Genomic DNA, 21,783 nt, shown 5'->3' on the forward strand with positions numbered 1-21,783 from the left:
GCTAGTCTGCCCGCATGTGCGGCATCGTCGGGTATGCGGGGGCAGGAGGCCGGTCGGCCGAGGATGAGCTGCTGGCGGGGCTCGGCCGGCTGGGAGGCGGTGCGGGTGCCGGGGTGGGGGTGGCGGCCGGGGTCGCGGTACCGGCCGACGGGGGGCTTGCGGCGGTGTGGGACGGGGGTGGTGCCGGTCCGGCGGGTGCTCCGGGGGTCGCTGGTTCCGGTGGTGCCGGTGGTGGGCTGCGCGGGCTGCGCGGGGCGCTGGGGCGGCGGCCGGTGCCGGCCGGGACGTGCGGAATCGGGCAGCTGGGCGGGGTGCCGGGGCTGGACGGCGCGGGGCGGGTCGCGGTGGTGCTGGCGGGCGGGCTGGAGGCCGGAGCGGGGGCGCGGCTGCGGGCGGAGCTCCGGGGGCGCGGGCATGCGCTGGGTGCCTCGGGGGCGGACGCGGAGGTGGTGGCGCATCTGGTCGCGGAGGCGTTCTCCTCGTGCGGTGAGCTGGTGGAGGCGGTGCGGCAGGTGCGCGGGGCGCTGGCAGGAGAGTTCGCGGTGCTGGCGGTGCATGCCGACGAGCCGGACACGGTGGTGGGCGCGGGGGGCGGGCCGCCGCTGGTGGTGTCGGCCGGGGACGGTGAGGTGCGGGTTGCCTCGGGGGCGGGTGTTCCGGGGGCCGGGGACGGGAAGAGTGCGGTGCTGGGGAGCGATCAGGTGGTGCTGGTGCGGCGGGAGTTCGACGAGGTGCGGTGGGAGATCACCGACGGGCGGGGTGCGGTGGTGGCGCCGTGATCGTGGGGGTGGGTATCGATGTGGCGGAGATCGCGCGGTTCGGGGAGTCGCTGGAGCGGACGCCGCAGCTGGCGGACCGGCTGTTCGTGACGGGCGAGTTGTGGCTGCCGGGCGGGGAGCGGCGGGGGGTGGCCTCGCTGGCGGCGCGGTTCGCGGCGAAGGAGGCGCTGGCGAAGGCGCTGGGGGCGCCGGGCGGGCTGCGGTGGACGGACGCGGAGATCTGCCAGGAGGACTCGGGGCGGCCGTGGCTGCGGGTACGGGGGACGGTGGCGGAGCGGGCGGCCGTGCTGGGGGTGCGGTCCTGGCATGTGTCACTGAGTCACGACGCGGGAGTGGCCTCGGCTGTTGTCATCGCGGAGGGATGATCACCAGTTCGAGTGAACTGTGCTGGTGAGGGGTGTGCAGGCGGGCCGGGCTGGGGCAGCCTTGGGGTGTGACGGTCAAGGGGGCGGTCACGGAGGGGAGTCGGGGGCCGGCGTGCTGGGGCCGGGGCCCGGCGCCGAGGGCGGGCCGCGGGTGGTCGCCCGGGTTCAGGAGAGGGGGAATGCGGATGAGGGGAGAGATGGCAGCGCCGGTCCTTCGCCGGTGCCGCCCGGGGTGCCCGTTCCGGAGCGCGTGCCGGTGACGTGGGCCCAGGCCCGGGGGAGAGCGGCGGCGACGGTGGTGGCGCTGGGCGGGGTGGCCGCCAGGGTGCCGGCGAGGCCGTGCAGCCAGGCCCCGGCCGAGGCCGCGTCCAGCGGGGAGAGCCCCGCGGCGAGGAGGGAGCCGGCCAGGCCGGAGAGCACATCACCGCTGCCGGCGGTGGCCAGCCAGGGGGTGCCGGTCAGGTTCACGCGCACCGGCTCCCGGGGATCGGGCCCGGCGATCAGCGTGGTGGAGCCCTTCAGCAGGACCGTCGCGCCGTAGCGCCGGGACAGTTCGCGCACGGCGGCCAGCCGTGCGGACTCGACCCGCTCCCGGCTGGTGCCCAGCAGGGCGGCTGCCTCACCCGCGTGCGGGGTGAGCAGGGTGGGGGCCTCGCGGCTCCGCAGCCGGCCGGGATCGAGCGCGCGCAGCCCGTCCGCGTCCACCAGCACCGGCACCTCGGTGGCCAGCACGTCCGCGACCGTCTCCCGCGCGGCCGGCTCCTCGCCCAGCCCGGGGCCCACCACCCAGGACTGGACCCGGCCGGCCCGGTGCGGGGACCCGGAGGAGACCAGCGTCTCCGGGTAGCGGGCGAGCACGGGGTCGGCCGCCGGGCCCGCGTAGCGGACGGCGCCCGCCCCGCCGTGCAGCGCACCGGCCACGCACAGCACGGCGGCGCCCGGGTAGCGGGCGGAGCCGGCGGCGACGCCGACCACACCGCGCCGGTACTTGTCGCTCTCGGCGGCGGGCCGGGGCAGCAGGGCCGCCACGTCGGCGCGTTCCAGGGCGGCCAGCTCGGGGACGGGTGGCAGTTCGGGGCCGAGACCGATGTCGACGAGGTGCACCTCGCCGGTACGGTCGCGGGCCGGGTCCACCAGCAGCCCCGGCTTGAGGGTGCCGAAGGAGACGGTCAGCCGGGCCCGCACGGCCGGGCCGTTCACCTCGCCGGTGTCCGGGTCGATGCCGGAGGGCAGATCGACCGCCACCACCGGCACCCCCGCCTCGGCCACCCGCTGGGCCAGGTGGGCGGCGTCGGGGCGCAGCCCGCCCCGGCCGCCGATGCCCACGATGCCGTCCACCACCAGATCCGCCGACCGCAGAAGGGAGGACACCGATGAGGAACGCTCCGGGGTGAGCACCCGGCCGCCGGCCCGGCGCAGGGCGGCCAGACCGGCGCCGTGGGCCCGGTCGGGAGCCAGCAGCACGGCGGTGACGGCCGCGCCCCGGCGCGCCAGCCGGGCGCCGGCGTACAGGGCGTCGCCGCCGTTGTCGCCGCTGCCGACCAGCAGCGCCACCCGGGCGCCGTAGAGCCGGGCGGTGCGGGTGGGGCGGTCGGCGGGCCGGCCGGGCGCGGTCGTCAGCAGCCGGGCGCAGGCGGCGGCGAGGCCGGCAGCGGCGCGGGACATCAGGGTGCCTTCGGGCAGCCGGGCCAGCAGGGCGCGCTCGGCGGCGCGTACGGTCTCCACGCGGTAAGCGGTCCTCATGGGCCCAGTCTGCGGCAGAGCGGGCGTTCTCTCCTGCGACACTTGAGCCTATGAGCGACCAGTTGCCGCCGGAATGTGCCCGGCTGCGTGCCGAGATCGATCTGGCCGCGCTGCGGTCCAACGTCCGCGTGCTGCGCGAGCGGGCGGTGGGCGGCGCGCAGGTGATGGCCGTGGTCAAGGCCGACGCCTACGGACACGGCCTGGTGCCCTGTGCCCGGGCGGCCCGGGACGCCGGGGCGGCCTGGCTGGGGACCGCCACGCCGCACGAGGCGCTGGCGCTGCGGGCGGCCGGGGACGGCGGCCGGGTGCTGTGCTGGCTGTGGACGCCCGGCGGGCCGTGGCGGGAGGCCATCGAGGCGGACATCGACGTCTCGGCGAGCGGGCGCTGGGCGCTGGAGGAGATCGTCGCGGCGGCCCGGGCCTGCGGGCGTACCGCCCGGGTGCACCTCAAGGCCGACACCGGGCTGGGGCGCAACGGCTGCCAGCCGGCCGACTGGCCGGACCTGGTCGCCGCCGCCCGGGCGGCGGAGGCCGAGGGCGCCATCACGGTCACCGGCCTGTGGTCGCACTTCGCGTGCGCGGACGAGCCGGGGCACCCGTCCATCGCCGCCCAACAGGAGTCCTTCCGCACGGCGCTCGCGGTCGCCGAGCGGGCCGGGATCCGGCCCGAGGTCCGGCACTTCGCGAACTCGCCCGCCACCCTCACCCTGCCGGACGCCCACTACGACCTGGTGCGCCCCGGGATCGCGGTCTACGGCCTGTCGCCCTCACCCGAGGTGGGCACCCCGCAGGACTTCGGGCTGCGCCCGGTGATGACCCTGACGGCCCGGCTGGCGATGGTGAAGCGGGTGCCGGGCGGCCACGGCGTCAGCTACGGCCACAGCTATGTCACGCCCGGCGCGACCACCCTGGCGCTGGTGCCGGCCGGGTACGCGGACGGCATCCCCCGGCACGCCTCGGGCAGCGGCCCGGTGCTGGTGGCCGGGAAGTGGCGGACGGTGGCCGGGCGGGTGGCCATGGACCAGTTCGTCGTCGACCTCGGCGGTGATCTGGCGGAGACCGGGGACGAGGCGGTGCTGTTCGGCCCGGGCGACGCCGGGGAGCCGACCGCCGAGGACTGGGCGCGGGCCACCGGCACCATCGGCTACGAGATCGTCACCCGGATCGGCCCCCGGGTGCCGCGCGTCTACGCCGCCGGCGGCGCGTAGCATCCAGAGCATGACGACCTCTGCGGGAGCGGGCACCCGGATCACCGTTCACGGCCCCGAGCGGATGACGGCGCTGGGGCGCCGGCTCGGCGGGCTGCTGCGGGCCGGTGACCTGCTGGTGCTCAGTGGTGATCTCGGTGCCGGGAAGACCACGCTCACCCGGGGCATCGGCGAGGCCCTGGGGGTGCGCGGGGCGGTGACCTCGCCGACCTTCGTCATCGCCCGGGTCCATCCGCCGCTGGCCGAGGGTCCCGCGCTGGTGCACGTGGACGCGTACCGGCTGGGCGGCGGTCTCGAGGAGATGGAGGACCTCGATCTCGATGTCTCGCTCCCCGAGTCCGTGATCGTCGTCGAGTGGGGCGAGGGCAAGGTCGAGGAGTTGTCCGGGGACCGGCTGCACATCGCCATCGGCCAGGACGGCGAGGAGAGCCGCACGCTTCTCCTCACCGGTGTCGGCGAGCGCTGGGCCGGGGTCCCGCTCGCCGCGCTGGCGGAGAGCGACTGAGCGAGGTCCGCCGGGGCGGGCGGTACGGCCCCGGCGGCCTGCCGGGGCCCGCTGACCCGCTGATCCGGCGGGCCGGGTCGGCCCCCGGCCGGGTCGGGGCGGCGCGGTCAGGACAGTGCGGTCAGGGGACCACGACCACCTTGGTGCCCACCTCGGCGAAGTCCCACAGCTGGGGGCTGTCCTCCGGGGACTGGCGGATGCCGCCGGTGCGGGCCTGGGCCGATGGGTCCGGGAGCGAGCCGTCCACCGCGGCCGAGAAGCCGAAGACGATGCCCTCCGGGTCGGTGTGGAAGACCACCACGTGCTGGATCGGCACCCCGTCCGAGCCGGGGATGGCCTCGTCCCGGCGCGTCACCTCGTACGTCCCGGGCTGCGGGTCCACCGTGCTGCGGTGCGCGGGGTAGGTGTGCAGCACCTCCTCGCCCAGCCCGTCCAGCGCCTCGGTCACCAGCCACAGCCGCTGCTCGCCCAGCGAGTAGACCACCCGCACGCCCTCGCCCGAGTCGGCGGGCAGGGCCGGATTCTCCGGGTCCTCCTGCTCGTCCCCGTCGGGCTTGTCCGGCACGATCTCGTCGGTCGGGGCCGGCTCCGGCTTCCCGGAGGCCCCGGGCCGGTCGGGGGCCGCGTTCGCCTGGTAGGCGAAGAATGCGACCACCGCGAGGGCGACAGCGGTGAGCACGGCCACGGTGGGTCCTGGCCGGGAGCGGGAGTGACTGCGCGCCACGGGGCTGCTGCCGCCTTTCGCTGTGATGCGGGGAAAACCTGTGGTGACGCTATCAGCCGCATGGCCGGGCGCGAGAGACCGTACGCTTGCTGACGTGCTGCTGCTTGCCATGGATACCGCCACCCCCGCCGTCACCGTCGCGCTGTACGGGGAGGGCCGGGTGCTCGCCTCCTGGGAACAGATTGACGCCCGCCGGCACGGCGAGCTGCTGATGCCCGCCGTGGACCGGGTGCTGACCTCCGCCGGACGGAAGATCAGCGAGGTCACCGGCCTGGTGGTGGGCAACGGGCCCGGCCCGTACACCGGGCTGCGGGTGGGCCTGGTGACGGCCGCCACCCTCGGCGCGGCCCTCTCCGTTCCCGTGTACGGGCTGTGCACCCTGGACGGCATCGCGTACGCAGCCGGGCAGGCCGGACTGAGCGGCCCCTTCGTGGTGGCCACCGACGCCCGGCGCAAAGAGGTGTACTGGGCCCGGTACACCGACGCCCGCACCCGGGCCACCGGCCCCGCCGTCGACCGGGCCGGGGAACTGCCGGCCGAGGTGACCGCCCTGCCGGCCGCCGGCGCGGGCGCCCTGCTGTACGCGGACGCCTTCGCCGACCCGCGCCGGGACGCCCCCCAGCACGCCTCGGCCGGGGCGCTGGCCGCGCTGGCCGCCGAGCGGCTGGCCGCGGGCGAGGAGCCCGGGCCGCCGCACCCCCTCTACCTGCGCCGGCCCGACGCCCAGGTGCCGGCCGGCTACAAGGTCGTCACCCCATGACGGACGGCGGACCCGGCGGCCTGCGCGAGATGCGCTGGTGGGACATCGAGCCGGTGCTGGAGCTGGAGCGGGCGGTGTTCCCGGAGGACGCCTGGTCGCCGGGGATGTTCTGGTCCGAGCTGGCACTGGCCCACGGCCCCCGGCGCAGCCGGCACTACGTGGTGGCCGACGGCCCCGGCGGCGCCGCGGCCGGGTACGCCGGTCTCGCGGTGGCCGGGGACCAAGCCGATGTGCAGACGATCGCGGTGGCCCCCGACCGGCAGGGCACCGGCCTCGGCGCCCGGCTGCTCACCGAGCTGCTGGCCGCCGCCGGGGCGGCCGGCTGCGGCGAGGTGTTCCTGGAGGTGCGGGTGGACAACGCCCGGGCCCAGCGGCTGTACACCCGGTTCGGCTTCGAGCCGCTGGGCATCCGGCGCGGCTACTACCAGCCGGGCAACCATGACGCGCTGGTGATGCGGCGGACGGCGCCGCACGATCACCCCGACGAGAGCTGAGACGGAAAGAGATGGCTGACGAACCGCTCGTGCTGGGCATCGAGACCTCCTGCGACGAGACCGGGGTCGGGATCGTGCGCGGGACCACGCTGCTCGCGGACGCCGTGGCGTCGAGCGTGGACGACCACGCCCGGTTCGGGGGCGTGGTCCCGGAGATCGCCAGCCGGGCGCACCTGGAGGCGATGGTCCCCACGATCGAGCGGGCGCTGAAGGAGGCGGGGATCGCGGCGAGCGATCTGGACGGCATCGCCGTGACCGCCGGGCCCGGGCTCGCGGGCGCGCTGCTGGTGGGCGTCTCGGCGGCGAAGGCGTACGCGTACGCGCTGGGCAAGCCGCTGTACGGCGTGAACCACCTGGCCTCGCACATCTGCGTGGACCAGCTGGAGCACGGCCCGCTGCCCGAGCCGACCATGGCGCTGCTGGTCTCCGGCGGGCACTCCTCGCTGCTGCTCGCCCCCGACATCACGGCCGACGTCCGGCCGCTGGGCTCGACGATCGACGACGCGGCGGGGGAGGCGTTCGACAAGGTGGCGCGGGTGCTGGGGCTCGGGTTCCCCGGCGGTCCGGTGATCGACCGGTACGCGCGCGAGGGCGATCCGGAGGCGATCCGGTTCCCGCGCGGGCTGACCGGGCCGCGGGACGCGCCGTTCGACTTCTCCTTCTCCGGGCTGAAGACCGCGGTGGCCCGCTGGGTGGAGGCCAGGCGGCGGGCCGGCGAGCCGGTACCGGTGGCGGATGTGGCGGCCTCGTTCCAGGAAGCGGTCACGGATGTGCTGACCCGCAAGGCGGTGCGTGCCTGCCAGGAACAGGGCGTGGACCATCTGATGATCGGCGGCGGGGTGGCGGCCAACTCCCGGCTGCGCGCCATGGCGCAGGAGCGCTGCGACGCCGCCGGGATCGTCCTGCGGGTGCCCCGGCCCAAGCTGTGCACGGACAACGGCGCGATGGTGGCGGCGCTCGGCGCGGAGATGGTGGCGCGCAACCGTCCGGCCTCCGGGCTCGACCTGCCGGCCGACTCCTCGCTGCCGGTGACCGAGCCCCACATCCCGGGACAGGCCCACAGCCACGACCACGAGCACAGCCACGACCACAGTCATGACCACGGCCACGACCATGTGCACGAGCTGAGCGCCGCCAATCTCTACGGGGGGCAGGGGTGACCACCACCCTCATGTGGGAGGCGCGGGCCGCCGAGGGGCGCGGCGCCGAACTGCTGGACTGGGTACGCGGCCAGAAGCTGGACCCGGCGCCGGTGCGCCGGGAGACGTTCACGGCCGCCGCCGACCGGGTGCTCGTCATCACCTGGTGGGACACCGACGGCCCGATCGCCGAACTCCCCGAGCCGCCCGCCGGGCTGCTGCACCGGCCGGTGCACCGCTGGCGCTTCCAGCGGGTCCCGGAGTGAGCGGCCCCGGGCGGCCGGTCGTCACCGGCGTGGAGACCTTCCCGCTGGAGGCCCTGCTGCCGGACGACGTGTACGGCACCGCCAAGGCGCTGGGCGACCGGCGGGTGGCGACGCTGGTCAAGGTCACGACCTCGGACGGGGTGGCCGGCTGGGGTGAGGCGTTCGGGCCGCCGCGCCGGGTGGCGCCGTTCCTGGCCGAGTACGGCGCGGCGCTGCTCGGCGCCCCCGCCGACATCACCGAGCAGCACATCCTCCAGCACCTGTCCGCCGGCTACCACCACACCACCGGCGGCCCCCACGTGGCCGCGCTCAGCGGCCTGGACATCGCGCTGTGGGACGCCAGGGCCCGGACGTTCGGGGTGCCGGTCGGTGCCCTGCTGGGCGGGCGGCTGCGGGACAGCGTGGCCGCGTACGCCTCAAGCGGCTATGTCACCCCCGGCCGTGACCTGGGCGAGCTGCGCGCCATGCTGGCGGGCACGGCCGCCGAGGGCTTCCGCGCCGTCAAGATCAAGATCGGGCTCGGCCCGGCCGAGGACCGGGCGCGCACCCGGGTGGCCCGCGAGGTGTTCGGCGACGACGGGCTGGTCCTGGTGGACTACAACAGCGCCACCACCGCCGCCTCGGCCCGCCGTTCCGCCGCCCGGCTGGCGGACCTCGACCCGTACTGGATCGAGGAACCGGTGCCGCCGCACGACCACGACGGCTACCGCGCCCTGCGCGCCGCCGGACTGCCGCCGGTGGCCGGCGGGGAGGCGCTGTACACCCGGTACGGGTTCCGCGATCCGATCGCGCACGGCCTGCTCGACATCGTGCAGCCGGACCTGGCCAAGTGCGGCGGGTTCACCGAGGCGCAGGCGATCCGCGCCCTGGCGGCGGCCTGGAACCTGCGGCTGTCCCCGCACTGCTGGGGCACCGGGCTCGCGCAGGCCGCGACGCTCCAGCTGCTGTCGGCGGTACCGGACGTCCCGCACGGACCGGCCGGCGGCGAGCCGCTGCTGTTCGAGTTCGACCGGGGCACCAACCCGCTGCGCGAGGGCGTGCTCGCCGACCCGGTGCGCCCGGCCCCGGGCGGCCGGGCCCCGATCCCGGAAGGACCCGGGCTCGGCGTCACCGTCGACGAGGAGTGGGTCCGCGCCCACCGGCTGCCGGACCACACCGTGGAGCTGCGTGCATGACGGTACTGGTGCACACCGTGATCGACTCGCCGCTCGGCCCGCTGACGGCGGTGGCGGAGGAGGAGTCGGGGGCGCTGACCGGGCTGTACTTCGCCCGGCATCTGCGGATGCCGCCGCCGGAGGAGCTGGGCCGGCGCGTGAGCACCGGCTTCGTGGCGGTGCGCGGCCAGCTCGCGGAGTACTTCAGCGGCGAGCGCACCCGCTTCGACCTGCCGCTGGCGCCGCGCGGCAACGCCTTCCAGCTGAAGGTGTGGCGGCTGCTGGAGCGGATCCCGTACGGACAGCGGCGCTCGTACGGACAGTTGGCGCGCGAGCTGGGCGATGTGTCGCTGGCCCAGGCGGTCGGGTCGGCCAACGCCCGTAACCCGATCTCGGTGATCGTGCCCTGCCACCGGGTGGTGGGCGCGGACGGCAGCCTGACGGGGTACGCGGGCGGGCTGGCGCGCAAACGCTTCCTGCTGGAGCTGGAGGAGCCGGCCGCGGACCGGGCCGCCCGGCTGTTCTGAGCCGGCGCGGGCTGGGGGCCTGTGCGGCTGAGGGCCGGTCAGCCGCCCGTCGGGATCGGCACGATGACGAGGGCGCAGGCGCCGATGGTGATCGGCCGGCTGTGGCTGTTCATCCAGCCCCGCACGGCCGGCATGGCCGCCGCGCGCCCGCCGCGCATGTCGTGTGCCCCCGGCAGGATTCGAACCTGCGACACCGGCTTTAGGAGAGCCGTGCTCTATCCCCTGAGCTACGGAGGCGGTTGTGCAAGTGTAGCGGGTGGGGCCGGGGCGGCCGGCCGGTGGCGTGTTCCGGTGGGTGTGGTCGCGGCGGGTGGCGCCACCTGGCCGATACATCAGATGAATGCCGTGCTTGCGGCCCGGTTTTCGGCCCTTTTGTGGGGACGGGTGGTCTTGTAAGGGCCGAATCATCGGATCTAGGCTCGGGCGATTCCGTACCCGCGCCCGGGGAGAAACGATGACCACGATCGTCAGCGTCGAGGTGTCCGACGTCCGGTTCCCGACCTCCGTCGACCTGGACGGCTCCGACGCCATGAACAAGGACGGCGACTACTCCGCCGCCTATGTCGTCATCAGGACCGACGACCCGCGGCTGTCCGGCTTCGGGTTCACCTTCACCATCGGGCGCGGCAACGACGTGTGCGTGCTCGCCGCCCGGCTGCGCGGCCGGCCGCTGGTCGGCCGGACGGTGGCCGAGGTCACCGGCGATCTCGGCGCCGTCTACCGGGACTTGGCCTCGGACTCCCAGCTGCGCTGGCTCGGCCCCGACAAGGGAGTGGAGCATCTGGCGCTGGCCGCCGTGATGAACGCCGTGTGGGATCTCGCCGCCCGCGCCGCCGGGAAGCCGCTGTGGCGGCTGCTCACCGACATGACGCCCACCGAACTCGCCGACGCCGCCGACCTCAGCTATCTCTCCGACGTCCTCACCCGGGAGGAGGCCATCGGCCTGCTCACCGAACGGGCGCCCACCCGGGACCGGCGCATCGCCGAGCTGACCGCGACCGGCTACCCCTGCTACACCACCAGCGCCGGCTGGCTCGGCTACTCCGACGCCAAACTGCGCCGGCTGTGCCAGGAAGCGGTGGACTCCGGCTACCGGCACATCAAGCTCAAGGTCGGCGGCAACCTGGAGGACGACATCCGGCGGTTGCGCATCGCCCGCGAGGTCATCGGGTACGGGGACGCCCGGCTGATGATCGACGCCAACCAGGTGTGGGACGTCCCCGAGGCCATCGCGTGGGTGCGCGCGCTCGCCCCGTTCGAGCCGCTGTGGATCGAGGAACCCACCTCCCCGGACGACATCCTCGGCCACGCCGCCATCCGCCGCGCGGTCGCCCCGATCGGGGTGGCCACCGGCGAACACGGCATGAACCGGGTGCTGTTCAAGCAGCTGTTCCAGGCGGAGGCGATCGACTACTGCCAGCTGGACGCCGCCCGGCTCGCGAGCGTCAACGAGGTCATCGCCGTCCTGCTGATGGCCGCCAAGTTCGGGGTGCCGGTCTGCCCGCACGCGGGCGGGGTCGGGCTGTGCGAACTCGTCCAGCATCTGTCGGTCTTCGACTACGTCGCGGTGTCCGGCTCGCTGGAGGGCCGGGTCACCGAGTACGTCGACCATCTGCACGAGCACTTCACCGACCCGTGCGTGGTGCGCGACGGCGCGTACGTCCTGCCGTCCGCCCCCGGCTACAGCGCCGAACTGCACCCGGCGAGCGTGGCCGCGTACCGCTACCCGGACGGCGCCTACTGGGCGGGCCGGGGCGGCGCCTGACCGCCGGCCCGGCCGGCCAGGTACTGCTCCACGGCCAGCAGATGCACCCCCATCCGCAGCCGGGCGGCCTCCGGATCGCCCGAGCGCAGCGCGGCCAGGATCGCCCGGTGCTCGTGGTGGGTGGCCCGCCCGGCGCCCTCCTCCTCGATGGCGCGCCACAGCCTGGCCCGTACGGTGCGCCCGGCCAGCACGTCGATCAGCGCCGCCAGGGTGGCGTTGCCGGCGGCCCCGGCGATCACCCGGTGGAAGGCGAGGTCGGCCTCCATCGCCGCCTGGTGGTCCGGGGCGCCGCCGTCCACCGGCCCGTCGAGGGCGGCCAGGATCTCCTCGGCCCGCTCCAGCTCGGCGCCGGTGATCCGCAGCGCCGCCCGGCCGGCCGCCTCCACCTCCAGGACCCGGCGGACGGACTGGAGATCGGCCAGGTCCCCGGGCCGGTTCAGCTCGGCCAGGAACCGCACCGGGCCGAGCAGCCGGCCCGGATCCAGCGCGGTGACGAACGTACCGGCGCCCTGCCGGGTCTCCAGCACACCGGTGAGGGTCAGCGCGCGCACGCCCTCGCGCAGCGACCCGCGCGAGACACCGAGCCGGGCGGCCAGCTCCTTCTCCACCGGGAGGCGGGCGCCGGCGGCCAGCTCGCCGGTGACGATCATCTGCTTGACGCCGTCGACCACCACGTCGGTCTGGGAGCGGGACCCGTCGTCACGGTTGGTCACCGCGTCACTCTATCGCCAGGCGCCGCCCGGCCCGGGGCCGTTCCCGGCCGTGCGGGTAGCCGGGGATATCGTCGTCGGCGCACCCGCACGGAAACGGCAGGAACGGACGAGCATGACGATCATCGACAAGGTCGCCTGGCTGCGGCTGGAGGACGGGAAGGTGCTCGCCGCCCGCTCCCGCGGCAAGGACACCTACTACATCCCCGGCGGCAAGCGCGAGCCGGGGGAGAGCGACCTGCAGACCCTGGTCCGGGAGGTCGCCGAGGAACTGGCCGTGACCATCGACCCGGCCGGCGCCGCGCACGCCGGCACCTTCGAGGCCCAGGCCCACGGCCGTACCTCCGGCACCACGGTCCGCATCACCTGCTACACCGCCGACTACCGGGGCACCCTGGCCCCCAGCGCGGAGATCGAGGAACTCACCTGGCTCGGCCACGCCGACCGGGACCGGGTCTCCCCGGCCACCCGGCAGATCCTCGACCAGCTGCACGCCGCGGGGGAACTGCGCTGATCCCCCTCCGGCCGCACAGGCCGAGGTCCCGGCGGACCTCCGCCGGGACCTTCCGGAGGGTGACGGGGCGGCTCACGCCGCCGCGTCGAACCCCGAGTCGCTGGCCATCTTCTTCAGCTCCAGCAGGGCGTGCTTCTCTATCTGCCGGATGCGCTCCCGGGTGAGGCCGTGCTGCTTGCCGACCTCCGTCAGGGTGCGCTCGCGGCCGTCCTCGATGCCGTAACGGGCCCGGATGATCGCCGCGGTCCGCTGGTCGAGACGGCCGATCAGGTCCTCCAGACCCTCCCGGCGCAGCATCACCAGCACCGACTGCTCCGGCGAGGCCGCCGAGGTGTCCTCCAGGAGGTCGCCGAACTGGGTCTCGCCCTCGTCGTCCACCGACATGTTCAGCGAGACGGGGTCGCGCGCCCAGTCCAGGACGTCCTGGACCCGCTCCGGGGTGGAGCCCAGCTCGGCCGCCACCTCCGACGGCTCCGGCTCACGGCCCTGCTCGCGGTTGAACTCCCGCTGCACGCGCCGGATCCGGCCCAGCTCCTCCACCAGGTGGACGGGCAGCCGGATGGTGCGCGACTGGTCGGCGATCGACCGGGTGATGGCCTGCCGGATCCACCAGGTGGCGTAGGTGGAGAACTTGAAGCCCTTGCTGTAGTCGAACTTCTCCACCGCGCGCACCAGGCCGGCGTTGCCCTCCTGGATCAGGTCGAGCAGCGGCAGCCCACTGCGCGGATAGCGGCGGGCCACCGCCACCACCAGGCGCAGATTGGAGCGGATGAAGACGTCCTTGGCGCGTTCGCCGGCGGCGGCGATCGCCTCCAGCTCCTCGCGGGTGACATCGGCGGCGGGCCCCTGCGTGAGAGGCGGCTCCTCGCCGCTCAGCAGACGCTCGGCGAACAGCCCCGCTTCGATCGCGAGGGACAGCTCGACCTCTTTCGCCGCGTCCAGCAGCGGCGTGCGGGCTATCTCATCGAGATACATCCCCACGAGATCGCGCTCGGTGGCATCACCGCCTGCACTGGACCGGACACTGCCCGTCGACTCGGCACCCTCCACGGTGTCCTTACGTCGGGCGACGGCACGGGTTGCCATACGTGCTCCCTTGCGAGTGATCGAATCCTGATCGATTGACGCGCTGGTCAACCCGGACGCCTGGGATGCCCCCTCGCCTCCCGCGTCCGTAACGAATCAACGACGGGAATCCGGACAGAATTCCCAAGCGACGCATCTTTTTCCGCCGATGCAGTATCCTGCCCGCCCACGCGCAGTCCACGATCTTCTCCCCACGTCTGTGAAGACGAACGGCGCCCTCCGATGGTTGCGCGGGTGCCCACCACCCGGATGCGTCACTCCGCGAGCGCGCCCCCTTTCACCGGCCGAAGGTGGATTCCCAACCGGCCTCCACCCCGACCGGACCGCCACCGCCGCCACCCGTACCCCGGGGGCCGCACGGCGGGGAAGGGCGAGAAGCGAGATGCCCCACATACCCGGCCGCCCCCGGCGAGCCCTCGTCGCCGTCGGCGGATCCCTGGCCCTGGTCATCGGTTCAACGCCTGGTACGGCCCCCGTACTCCCGCACCACCTGCTGCGCGCCGCCGCCGCCACCGACGGCGCCTGCGCCCCCGCCGAGCACGAGGGGCTGAGCGTGGGCATGCCCACCTCACCCGGCTACACCCCCACCACCGGCACCATCACCGCGCTCACCGTCTTCATCGACTTCCCCGGTGCCGAGGCCCGCGGCAGCACCCACGAGCGGTACGCCGAGTTCTTCCCCGCCACCAGCGACTACTTCCGCACCAGCTCCTACGGGCTCCTCGACTACCGGGCCAAACCCGTCCACCGCTGGCTGCGCATGTCCCAGCCGTTCGAGGCCTACGGCATCGACCGCGGCGCCGGCTGGCACCCCGAGGACCCCCAGGGCTACAACCGGCTGATCGAGGAGATCGTCGCCGCCCTCGGCGAGGAGGTGGACCACTCCGCCTACGACCTGGTCAATGTGCTCGCCACCCCCAACGCCGGACCGCCCGCCACCGAGAAGGTGCTCTCCGTCTCCTTCCCCGGCCGCCCGCTCGCCGAGACCCCCACCGGCACCCTCTCCAATGTCAGCTTCATCTGGAGCCGGCAGCCGGGTGAGAGCCCGCACCGCGTCCTGGTGCACGAGAACGGCCACGCCTTCGGCCTCCCCGACCTCTACTGGACCGGCCAGGACGACGCCCCGCTGCTCGCCGGCCACTGGGACGTCATGGAACAGGACTGGGGCCCCACCAACGACTTCCTCGCCTGGCACAAGTGGAAGCTCGGCTGGCTCACCGACGCCGAGGTGGTGTGCGTCCCGGCCGGCAGCGGCCCCACCGAGTACACCCTGCTCCCCGTCGCCGACCCCGGTACCGGCACCGGCGTCAAACTGCTCGCCCTGCGCACCGGCCCCAGCGAGGCCATCGCCGTCGAGGTGCGCACCCCCGCCGAACTCGACAGCGTGGTGTGCCGCCCCGGCGTCCTGATCTCCCGGGTGGACGCCGCCGTCCCCACCGGCCGCGGCCCCGTCCGGGTCGAGGACGCCACCCCGGGCTCCGCCGGCTGCCAGACCCTGCCCGACCCGCAGGTGACCGCAGAGCTGACGGACGCCCCCTTCGTCCCCGGCGAGACCTTCACCGACGAGGCCGCCGGCGTCCGCGTCGAGGTGCTGGCCGCCGACCCCGACGGCTCCCACCGGGTGCGGGTCACTCGCTGGTGACCCGGGGGCACCGGCCGGGGTAGGTTCGGCCCACAGCACACACACCACCAGCAGGGGCGGGGCGGGACACGGACATGGGGCGCAACGGGCGCGGCGCGGACGGAGCGGATCCGCGCGCCGAGATCAGACGGTGGATCGCCCACCGGCGCAACACCGAACTGGTGCTCATCATCCTGGCCGTCCTGGTCTGCGCCGCCGGCCACACCAGTGCCGGCCTCGCGCTGGAGGAGAGCGTGCCGTCCGGCCTGCTCCCGTACACCGCGCTGCTCGCGGGCGTCGCGCTCGCCGCCCATCTGGCGGTACGGCGCTTCGCCCGGCACGCCGACCCGCTGATCCTGCCGGTCACCGTGATGCTCTCCGGGCTCGGCCTGCTCCTGATGGACCGGCTCGACCACTCCTACGCGCTGCGCTACGGCTCCGATCCGGTGGCGTCCGGCCAGGTCATGTGGACCGTCATCGGCATCGCGCTGCTCATCGGCACCCTGATCGTGCTGCGCCACCACCGGCTGCTGGCCCGCTACACCTACGTCGGCATGGCGATCTCGCTGCTGCTGCTGATGGCCCCGGCGTTCTTCGGCGCGGACAGGTACGGCGCCAAGCGGTGGATCACCCTTGGGCCGCTGTCGGTCCAGCCGGGCGAGTTCGTCAAGGTCATGATCGTGGTGTTCTTCGCCAGCTATCTGATGGCCAATCGCGACGCCCTCGCCCTGGTCGGCCGCCGCTTCCTGGGTCTTGCCCTGCCGCGCGGGCGCAACGCGGGACCGGTGCTGCTGGTGTGGGGCGTCTCGCTGGTGGTGCTCTTCTACGAGCGCGACCTCGGCACCTCGCTGATCTTCTTCGGTGTCTTCATCCTCATGCTTTACATCGCCACCGAGCGCACCAGCTGGGTGCTCCTCGGCGGGCTGATGGCGGTCGGCGGCACCGTCCTGGTGGCCGCCACCCAGCCGCACGTCAAGGGCCGGGTCCAGGCGTGGCTGGACCCGATGGCGATCTACCTGCCGCCGGAGCAGCGCCCGCCCGGCCTGATCTCCGACCAGTCGGCGCAGGCGCTGTTCAGCTTCGGCACCGGCGGGCTCACCGGAACGGGTCTCGGCCAGGGGCACCCCGATCTGATCGGCTTCGCCGGGCGCTCCGACTTCATCCTCTCCACGGTCGGCGAGGAACTCGGCCTGGCCGGCGTCGTCGCGGTGCTCTTCCTGTACGTGCTGCTCATCGAACGGGCGATGCGCACGGCGCTGTCGGTCACCGACCCGTTCGGGAAGCTGCTGGCGGCCGGGCTGGCCTGCGTCGTCGCGCTCCAGGTCTTCGTGGTCGCCGGCGGCGTCACCGGGCTGATCCCGCTCACCGGCAAGGCGCTGCCGTTCCTGGCCCAGGGCGGCTCCTCGACCGTGGCGAACTTCCTGCTGGTCGCGCTGCTGATCAGAATCAGCGACAGCGCAGGGAAGGCGTCCACCGAGCCCGAGGGCAACGCGACCATCCTCACCCCCGTGATCCGGACCGACGACGACCCCGCTCCCCCCTCCTCACCCTCCACGGCACCGAAGGAGCCCCGCTGACCATGACCGTGACCACGAGCAGTGCTTCCCTGACCGATGACGCCGGCGCGCTGGCCGGCGAGCTGACCCGGCTGCGCCGCACCCTGCACGGCATCCCCGAGGTGGGGCTCCAGCTGCCCCGCACCCAGGAGGCGGTGCTGGCCGCGCTGGACGGGCTGCCGCTGGAGATCACCACCGGCACCGGGCTCAGCTCGGTGACCGGCGTGCTGCGCGGGGCGCTGCCCGGGCCCACCGTGCTGCTGCGCGGTGACATGGACGCGCTGCCGCTGGCCGAGCGCAGCGGCCTGGAGTTCGCCGCGCCGGTGGAGCGGATGCACGCCTGCGGGCACGATCTGCACACCACCATGCTGGCGGGCGCGGCGCGGTTGCTGAGCGCGCGCCGGGACCGGCTGGCCGGGGACGTGATCTTCATGTTCCAGCCGGGCGAGGAGGGGTACGACGGTGCGGGCCGGATGCTGGCGGAGGGCGTGCTGAACGCGGCGGGGCCGGGCCGGCGTCCGGTGGCGGCGTACGCGCTGCACGTGATGTCGCACAGCTGGCCGGCCGGGGTGTTCACGGCGCGCGGCGGCCCGCAGATGGCCTCCTCCAATGTGCTGTCGGTGACGGTGCGGGGCGCGGGCGCGCACGGCAGTTCCCCGCACAAGGGGAAGGACCCGATCCCGCCGGCCGCCGAGATGGTGGGCGCGCTGCAGACGTTCGTCACCCGGAGCTTCGACGTGTTCGACCCGGTGGTGCTGACGGTGGGGACCTTCCACGCGGGCACGGCCACCAACATCATCCCGGACACGGCCCGGTTCGAGGCCACGATCCGCTGCTTCTCGGCGGAGAACCTGGAGCGGCTGCGGGCCGGTACGGTCGCGGTGTGCGAGGGGATCGCGGCGGCGTACGGGGTCGAGGTGGAGGCGGTGTTCTCCGAGCAGTACCCGGTGACCGTCAACGACCGGGCCGAGACGGACTTCGCGGCGCACACGGTGCGGGAGCTGCTGGGGGAGGAGAAGTACGCGCCGATGGACAACCCGAGCCTGGGGGCCGAGGACTTCTCCCGGGTGATCGAGGCGGTGCCGGGCGCGATGGTGTTCCTGGGCGCGACGCCGGTGGGCGCGGATCCGGAGACGGCGCCGAGCAATCACTCGCCGCTGGCGGTGTTCGACGAGTCGGTGCTGCCGGACGGGGCCGCGCTGTACGCGGAGCTGGCGCTGCGGCGGCTGGAAGCGGAGGCCGGGGCCGCGGCTGCCTGAGCCTTATGTTCCGATAGTCCGAAAAGGTGGCATTCGGGCGATCGGCGTGGCAGTATGGAAGTGGAGCCAAGGACCACCTTGATGAAGTGGAGCAGACGCGCGACATCAGGGGCTCGGAAGACATTCCGGGTGAACGGCCCTTGGCTTCCGTCCTGCCCGGGGCCGGACGGACGCTCCCGGTCAGGGATGCGGTACGACCGCCACCGGGCTGCGCGCGTGATGCAGCAGACCGTGCACCACCGGCCCGACCCGGCCGGGCCCGCGTCCCACCACGACCAGCGCCGCGTCGGAGGCCGCCGACAGCAGGACGGGTGAGGCGCTGCCCGCCACGGCCGTCTCGACGACCACCACCTGCGGATGGGCCGCCCGCCAGCGCGCCACGGCCGCGCCGACCGCCGCGTCGTCGCGCTCGCCCGCGTACACGATCCGCAGCGGCACCCGGCGCCCCGCCGCGGCCGTGAAGGCGAACTCCAGCACCGTGCCCTGCGGCCGGTCCGGGTCCTTCAGGCCCACCACCACCTCCGCGTCCGCCCCGCCGGGCGCGGGCCCGCCCGCCGGGGCGGAGCGCACCACGACCACCGGGCACGCGGTGTTTCCCACCAGGTGGCCGCTCACCGAGCCCAGCAGGAACCCGGAGAGCGCGCCGAGCCCGCGCGAGCCCACCACCAGCAGCTCCGAGTCGTGCGAGACGTCCAGCAGCGCGGCCCGCGGACCGTCCGCCATCGCCTCCAGGGACACGTTCAGCCGGGGATGCCGATCCAGCAGCGCCTCCTGCGTCTCGCGCAGCAGGCGCTGCGCGCGCCGCTGCTCGTCGCCGGCCCGGTCCACCACCGGCTCCAGGGGCGAGGAGAGGCCCCAGCCGTGCACCAGGCGCAGCCGCAGCCCGCGCCGTACCGCTTCTTCGGCGGCCCAGTGGGCGGCGGCCGAACTCTCCGCCGAGCCGTCCACGCCCGCCGTGACGGGGAGGAGAGTCATGAGGCACCTCCGCAGCAGGAGTATTTATCCACACATCATCCGATGTGAACCATTATCTCTCGCCAGGGCCCGGCCGGACCCGCGCCCTGTGACCCACGGCACACGGGAAGCCGAAATAACCGGGGACGGCTTCCCCGTTTGGAACTCCGTATGTCCAAGCGGGGAACCACTCCCCGCTTCCCGGACCGGCTCACGGACGAAGGCGGCGAACATGATCGGCGGCGACTGCACCACGGCGGCCCGGCCCAGGCTGCGCGCCGACGCCGTACGCAACCGTGAGCGCATCCTGGCCGCCGCCCGCGACGCCTTCGTCGATCAGGGCAAGGACGCCCCCCTCGACGAAATCGCTCGACAGGCCGGAGTCGGCAATGCCACCCTGTACAGGCACTTCCCCGACCGGGAAGCGCTCCTCTACCACGTGGTGCTCTACGTGAACGACCGGATCACCGAGCGCGCACAGCAGGCACTGGAAGAGGAGAGCGACCCCTTCGAGGCGCTGCGCCGGACCATCCTCGGCTCCGCGGACGAGCGCATCGGCGCGCTCTGCCCGGTGCTCGGCATCAGCCTCGACCCGGGCGACCCCGAACTGACCGCCAGCCGCGACCGGCTGCTGGAGGTCTGCGGACGGCTGCTCGACCGGGCCCAGGCCTCCGGACAGCTGCGGCACGACGTCGGCGCCGGCGATCTGCTGGTCGCCGTCAGCCGCCTCACCCGGCCGCTGCCCGGCACCCGCTGCTCCGGCAGCGAACTCCTGGCCCGCCGGCACCTCCAGATCTTCCTGGACGGGCTGCGCGCCCCGGCGCGCTCCGAGCTTCCGGGAGCACCCGCCCAGGTGGAAGACCTCGAAGACGAGTTGATCTGACCCACCGCCCCCCGGCCACCACCGGGGCCCGGCGCGCCCAGCCGGGTCCTCTTTGCCCAGGTTTTACCCGTCTTTACTCAGACCGCAACGTGAGGTTACGACCCCTATGCCACCGGACTCCACCCAGACCGCCCCGGCCCCCGCGCCCGGAGCGCTCGATCCGCGCCGCTGGCGGATCCTCGCCTTCATCGCCATCGCGCAGCTGATGGTGGTGCTGGACGCCACCATCGTCAACATCGCCCTGCCCTCCGCCCAGGTGGACCTCGGACTCTCCGACGGCAACCGGCAGTGGGTCATCACCGCCTACGCCCTCGCCTTCGGCGGACTGCTGCTCTTCGGCGGTCGCATCGCCGACCTGTGGGGCCGGCGCAACGCCTTCATCACCGGCCTCGTCGGCTTCGCCATCGCCTCCGCCCTCGGCGGCGCCGCCTCCAACGCCGGGCTGCTGTTCGCCTCCCGCGCGCTCCAGGGCGTCTTCGCCGCCCTCCTGGCGCCGGCCGCGCTCTCCCTGCTCACCGTGCTCTTCACCGAGGCCAGGGAACGGGCCAAGGCCTTCGGCATCTTCGGCGCCATCGCCGGCGCCGGCGGCGCGGTCGGGCTGCTGCTCGGCGGCGTACTCACCGAGTACCTCGACTGGCGCTGGACCTTCTACGTCAACATCCCCTTCGCCGCCGTCGCCATAGCCGGCGCCGTCGCGCTGATCAAGGAACCCGAGGGCGCCCGCAACCGCTCCCCGCTGGACCTGCCCGGCGTCGTCCTCGCCACCACCGGCCTCGTCGCCCTGGTGTACGGCTTCAGCCGCGCCGAGGAAGCGGGCTGGGGCGACGGGCTGACCATCGGCATGTTCGTGGCCGCGGCCGTCCTGCTGGTCTCGTTCGTGGCCGTCGAAGCCCGGGTGAAGCACCCGCTGCTGCCGCTGCGGGTCGTCCTGGACCGCAACCGGGGCGGCGCGTACGCGGCCACCGGCATCGCGGTGATCGGCATGTTCGGTCTCTTCCTGTTCCTGACCTTCTACATGCAGCTCATCAAGGAGTACTCGCCGGTCGTCACCGGCCTGGCCTTCCTGCCGATGGTCGCCGGCATGATCACCGGCTCGACCCAGATCGCCACCCGGCTGATGCTGCGGGTACCGCCGCGCCTGCTCATGGTGCCCGGCTACCTCGTCGCGGCCGTCGGCATGCTGCTGCTCACCCAGATCGGGATGGACACCTCGTACCCGCTGCTGATCCTGCCCGCCATGCTGCTGATCGGCCTCGGGCTCGGCACCGCGATGATGCCGGCGATGCAGCTGGCCACCGGCGGCGTGCAGCCGGCCGACGCCGGGATCGCCTCCGCCATGGTCAACACCTCCCAGCAGGTCGGCGGCGCCATCGGCACCGCGCTGCTCAACACCATCGCGGCCTCCGCCACCACCTCCTACATCGCCGCCCGCACCCAGCTGGGCATGGGCGAGCAGGCGCAGGGGCTGCTGGCCCTGGAGGGCCAGGTGCACGGGTTCACCCGCGGCATCTGGTGGGCGTTCGGCATCCTGCTGCTGTCGGCCGCCATCGCGGGCGTGCTCATCAACGGCAAGGGGCCGGCCGCCCACAAGGCCGCGGCCGCGGGTGAGGAGGAGGGCGAGCCGGTACCGGTGCTGGCGCACTGATCCGGCCCGGCCCCCCGCCGCCGCCCGAACCCACCCGAACGGACCCCGCAGCGATCGCCGCGGGGTCCGTTCGTCTGTGTTCCGATTTCCGGATGTGTTTACATTCCGGCAGCGCGGCCGTAATCT

At 74.2% G+C, this 21,783-nt stretch carries 23 protein-coding genes and 1 tRNA gene; 17 read left to right on the forward strand and 7 right to left on the reverse strand.

Going from position 1 to position 21,783, the window contains the following annotated elements; genetic code table 11:
- Positions 1-14 precede the first annotated feature (14 nt).
- Both BM385_RS27255 and BM385_RS19750 read left to right on the forward strand, forming a co-directional pair.
- Positions 15-779, forward strand: coding sequence for a hypothetical protein (locus BM385_RS27255; RefSeq protein WP_093843853.1), 765 nt, complete (start codon positions 15-17; stop codon positions 777-779).
- The gene (locus tag BM385_RS19750) at positions 776-1,144 is read left to right on the forward strand and encodes a holo-ACP synthase (protein ID WP_019433456.1); all 369 of its coding nucleotides are present in this window, start codon (positions 776-778) and stop codon (positions 1,142-1,144) included. The genes BM385_RS27255 and BM385_RS19750 overlap by 4 nt, the downstream gene beginning before the upstream one ends.
- 165 nt (positions 1,145-1,309) lie before the next feature.
- Here the strand turns inward: BM385_RS19750 and BM385_RS19755 are convergent, their stop codons facing one another.
- Positions 1,310-2,887 (reverse strand): NAD(P)H-hydrate dehydratase, encoded by a 1,578-nt coding sequence (locus BM385_RS19755; RefSeq protein ID WP_217650961.1) that lies wholly within the window; start codon positions 2,885-2,887, stop codon positions 1,310-1,312.
- A gap of 50 nt (positions 2,888-2,937) precedes the next feature.
- Here BM385_RS19755 and alr point away from each other — a divergent pair, with 50 nt between their 5' ends.
- Complete coding sequence (alr, locus tag BM385_RS19760) at positions 2,938-4,095, forward strand: alanine racemase (RefSeq protein ID WP_093843855.1); 1,158 nt, start codon at positions 2,938-2,940, stop codon at positions 4,093-4,095.
- 10 nt (positions 4,096-4,105) lie between these two features.
- Positions 4,106-4,600, forward strand: a complete 495-nt coding sequence (gene tsaE / locus BM385_RS19765; protein WP_106438414.1) for a tRNA (adenosine(37)-N6)-threonylcarbamoyltransferase complex ATPase subunit type 1 TsaE — start codon at positions 4,106-4,108, stop codon at positions 4,598-4,600.
- A gap of 121 nt (positions 4,601-4,721) precedes the next feature.
- Here the strand turns inward: tsaE and BM385_RS19770 are convergent, their stop codons facing one another.
- The gene (locus tag BM385_RS19770; protein ID WP_254791667.1) at positions 4,722-5,324 is read right to left on the reverse strand and encodes a L,D-transpeptidase; all 603 of its coding nucleotides are present in this window, start codon (positions 5,322-5,324) and stop codon (positions 4,722-4,724) included.
- 94 nt (positions 5,325-5,418) lie between these two features.
- Between BM385_RS19770 and tsaB the strand changes: the two genes are divergently transcribed.
- Genes tsaB through BM385_RS19800 form a run of 6 tightly spaced genes read left to right on the forward strand, consistent with a single transcriptional unit; the run spans position 5,419 to position 9,664 of the window.
- Entirely contained in the window at positions 5,419-6,084 is a 666-nt protein-coding gene (tsaB, locus tag BM385_RS19775) for a tRNA (adenosine(37)-N6)-threonylcarbamoyltransferase complex dimerization subunit type 1 TsaB (protein ID WP_093843857.1), read from the forward strand.
- Positions 6,081-6,578, forward strand: a complete 498-nt coding sequence (rimI, locus tag BM385_RS19780; protein ID WP_093843858.1) for a ribosomal protein S18-alanine N-acetyltransferase — start codon at positions 6,081-6,083, stop codon at positions 6,576-6,578. The genes tsaB and rimI overlap by 4 nt, the downstream gene beginning before the upstream one ends.
- Positions 6,579-6,589: 11 nt before the next feature.
- A complete protein-coding gene (tsaD, locus tag BM385_RS19785; RefSeq protein ID WP_019433463.1) occupies positions 6,590-7,738 on the forward strand; it encodes a tRNA (adenosine(37)-N6)-threonylcarbamoyltransferase complex transferase subunit TsaD in 1,149 nt (382 codons plus the stop codon).
- Positions 7,735-7,983 carry a hypothetical protein gene (locus BM385_RS27260; RefSeq protein WP_019433464.1) on the forward strand — a complete coding sequence of 83 codons (249 nt, stop codon included), beginning with the start codon at positions 7,735-7,737 and terminating at the stop codon, positions 7,981-7,983. Before tsaD ends, BM385_RS27260 begins: the two co-directional genes overlap by 4 nt.
- On the forward strand, positions 7,980-9,158 hold the full coding sequence (locus BM385_RS19795; protein ID WP_175543045.1) for a mandelate racemase/muconate lactonizing enzyme family protein: 1,179 nt from the start codon (positions 7,980-7,982) through the stop codon (positions 9,156-9,158). Before BM385_RS27260 ends, BM385_RS19795 begins: the two co-directional genes overlap by 4 nt.
- Entirely contained in the window at positions 9,155-9,664 is a 510-nt protein-coding gene (locus BM385_RS19800) for a methylated-DNA--[protein]-cysteine S-methyltransferase (RefSeq protein WP_093843860.1), read from the forward strand. Before BM385_RS19795 ends, BM385_RS19800 begins: the two co-directional genes overlap by 4 nt.
- 38 nt (positions 9,665-9,702) lie before the next feature.
- Here BM385_RS19800 and BM385_RS27265 read toward each other — a convergent pair whose 3' ends face one another.
- Positions 9,703-9,858, reverse strand: a complete 156-nt coding sequence (locus BM385_RS27265) for a hypothetical protein (protein ID WP_158687193.1) — start codon at positions 9,856-9,858, stop codon at positions 9,703-9,705.
- Positions 9,829-9,901, reverse strand: a tRNA-Arg gene (locus BM385_RS19805). The genes BM385_RS27265 and BM385_RS19805 overlap by 30 nt, the downstream gene beginning before the upstream one ends.
- Positions 9,902-10,118: 217 nt before the next feature.
- Here BM385_RS19805 and BM385_RS19810 point away from each other — a divergent pair.
- The gene (locus BM385_RS19810) at positions 10,119-11,429 is read left to right on the forward strand and encodes an L-fuconate dehydratase (protein WP_093843861.1); all 1,311 of its coding nucleotides are present in this window, start codon (positions 10,119-10,121) and stop codon (positions 11,427-11,429) included.
- Here the strand turns inward: BM385_RS19810 and BM385_RS19815 are convergent.
- Positions 11,402-12,142: a FadR/GntR family transcriptional regulator gene (locus BM385_RS19815; protein ID WP_093843862.1), complete on the reverse strand. Its 741-nt coding sequence runs from the start codon at positions 12,140-12,142 to the stop codon at positions 11,402-11,404. The two genes, BM385_RS19810 and BM385_RS19815, sit on opposite strands and share 28 nt — an antisense overlap.
- A 112-nt stretch (positions 12,143-12,254) precedes the next feature.
- Between BM385_RS19815 and BM385_RS19820 the strand changes: the two genes are divergently transcribed.
- Positions 12,255-12,653: an NUDIX hydrolase gene (locus BM385_RS19820; protein WP_093843863.1), complete on the forward strand. Its 399-nt coding sequence runs from the start codon at positions 12,255-12,257 to the stop codon at positions 12,651-12,653.
- A gap of 72 nt (positions 12,654-12,725) precedes the next feature.
- Here BM385_RS19820 and BM385_RS19825 read toward each other — a convergent pair whose 3' ends face one another.
- The gene (locus BM385_RS19825) at positions 12,726-13,739 is read right to left on the reverse strand and encodes a sigma-70 family RNA polymerase sigma factor (RefSeq protein WP_093843864.1); all 1,014 of its coding nucleotides are present in this window, start codon (positions 13,737-13,739) and stop codon (positions 12,726-12,728) included.
- A 382-nt stretch (positions 13,740-14,121) separates the two neighbouring features.
- Between BM385_RS19825 and BM385_RS19830 the strand changes: the two genes are divergently transcribed.
- From BM385_RS19830 to BM385_RS19840, 3 genes are all read left to right on the forward strand, one after another.
- Positions 14,122-15,381, forward strand: coding sequence for a M6 family metalloprotease domain-containing protein (locus BM385_RS19830; protein ID WP_093843865.1), 1,260 nt, complete (start codon positions 14,122-14,124; stop codon positions 15,379-15,381).
- A gap of 74 nt (positions 15,382-15,455) precedes the next feature.
- Positions 15,456-16,937, forward strand: coding sequence for an FtsW/RodA/SpoVE family cell cycle protein (locus BM385_RS19835; RefSeq protein WP_093843866.1), 1,482 nt, complete (start codon positions 15,456-15,458; stop codon positions 16,935-16,937).
- A gap of 2 nt (positions 16,938-16,939) precedes the next feature.
- The gene (locus tag BM385_RS19840; RefSeq protein WP_093843867.1) at positions 16,940-18,175 is read left to right on the forward strand and encodes a M20 metallopeptidase family protein; all 1,236 of its coding nucleotides are present in this window, start codon (positions 16,940-16,942) and stop codon (positions 18,173-18,175) included.
- A gap of 180 nt (positions 18,176-18,355) precedes the next feature.
- On the opposite strand, the gene BM385_RS19845 is transcribed toward BM385_RS19840, so the two are convergent.
- Positions 18,356-19,150, reverse strand: a complete 795-nt coding sequence (locus BM385_RS19845) for a universal stress protein (RefSeq protein ID WP_093843868.1) — start codon at positions 19,148-19,150, stop codon at positions 18,356-18,358.
- 211 nt (positions 19,151-19,361) lie between these two features.
- On the opposite strand from BM385_RS19845, the gene BM385_RS19850 reads away from it, so the two are divergent.
- Positions 19,362-20,012 (forward strand): TetR/AcrR family transcriptional regulator, encoded by a 651-nt coding sequence (locus tag BM385_RS19850; protein ID WP_019433475.1) that lies wholly within the window; start codon positions 19,362-19,364, stop codon positions 20,010-20,012.
- 106 nt (positions 20,013-20,118) lie between these two features.
- Positions 20,119-21,657, forward strand: coding sequence for an MFS transporter (locus tag BM385_RS19855; protein ID WP_093843869.1), 1,539 nt, complete (start codon positions 20,119-20,121; stop codon positions 21,655-21,657).
- The last annotated feature ends 126 nt before the right edge of the window (positions 21,658-21,783 follow it).

It is taken from the genome of Streptomyces harbinensis, from assembly GCF_900116145.1.
Lineage (GTDB): Bacteria > Actinomycetota > Actinomycetes > Streptomycetales > Streptomycetaceae > Streptomyces > Streptomyces carpaticus.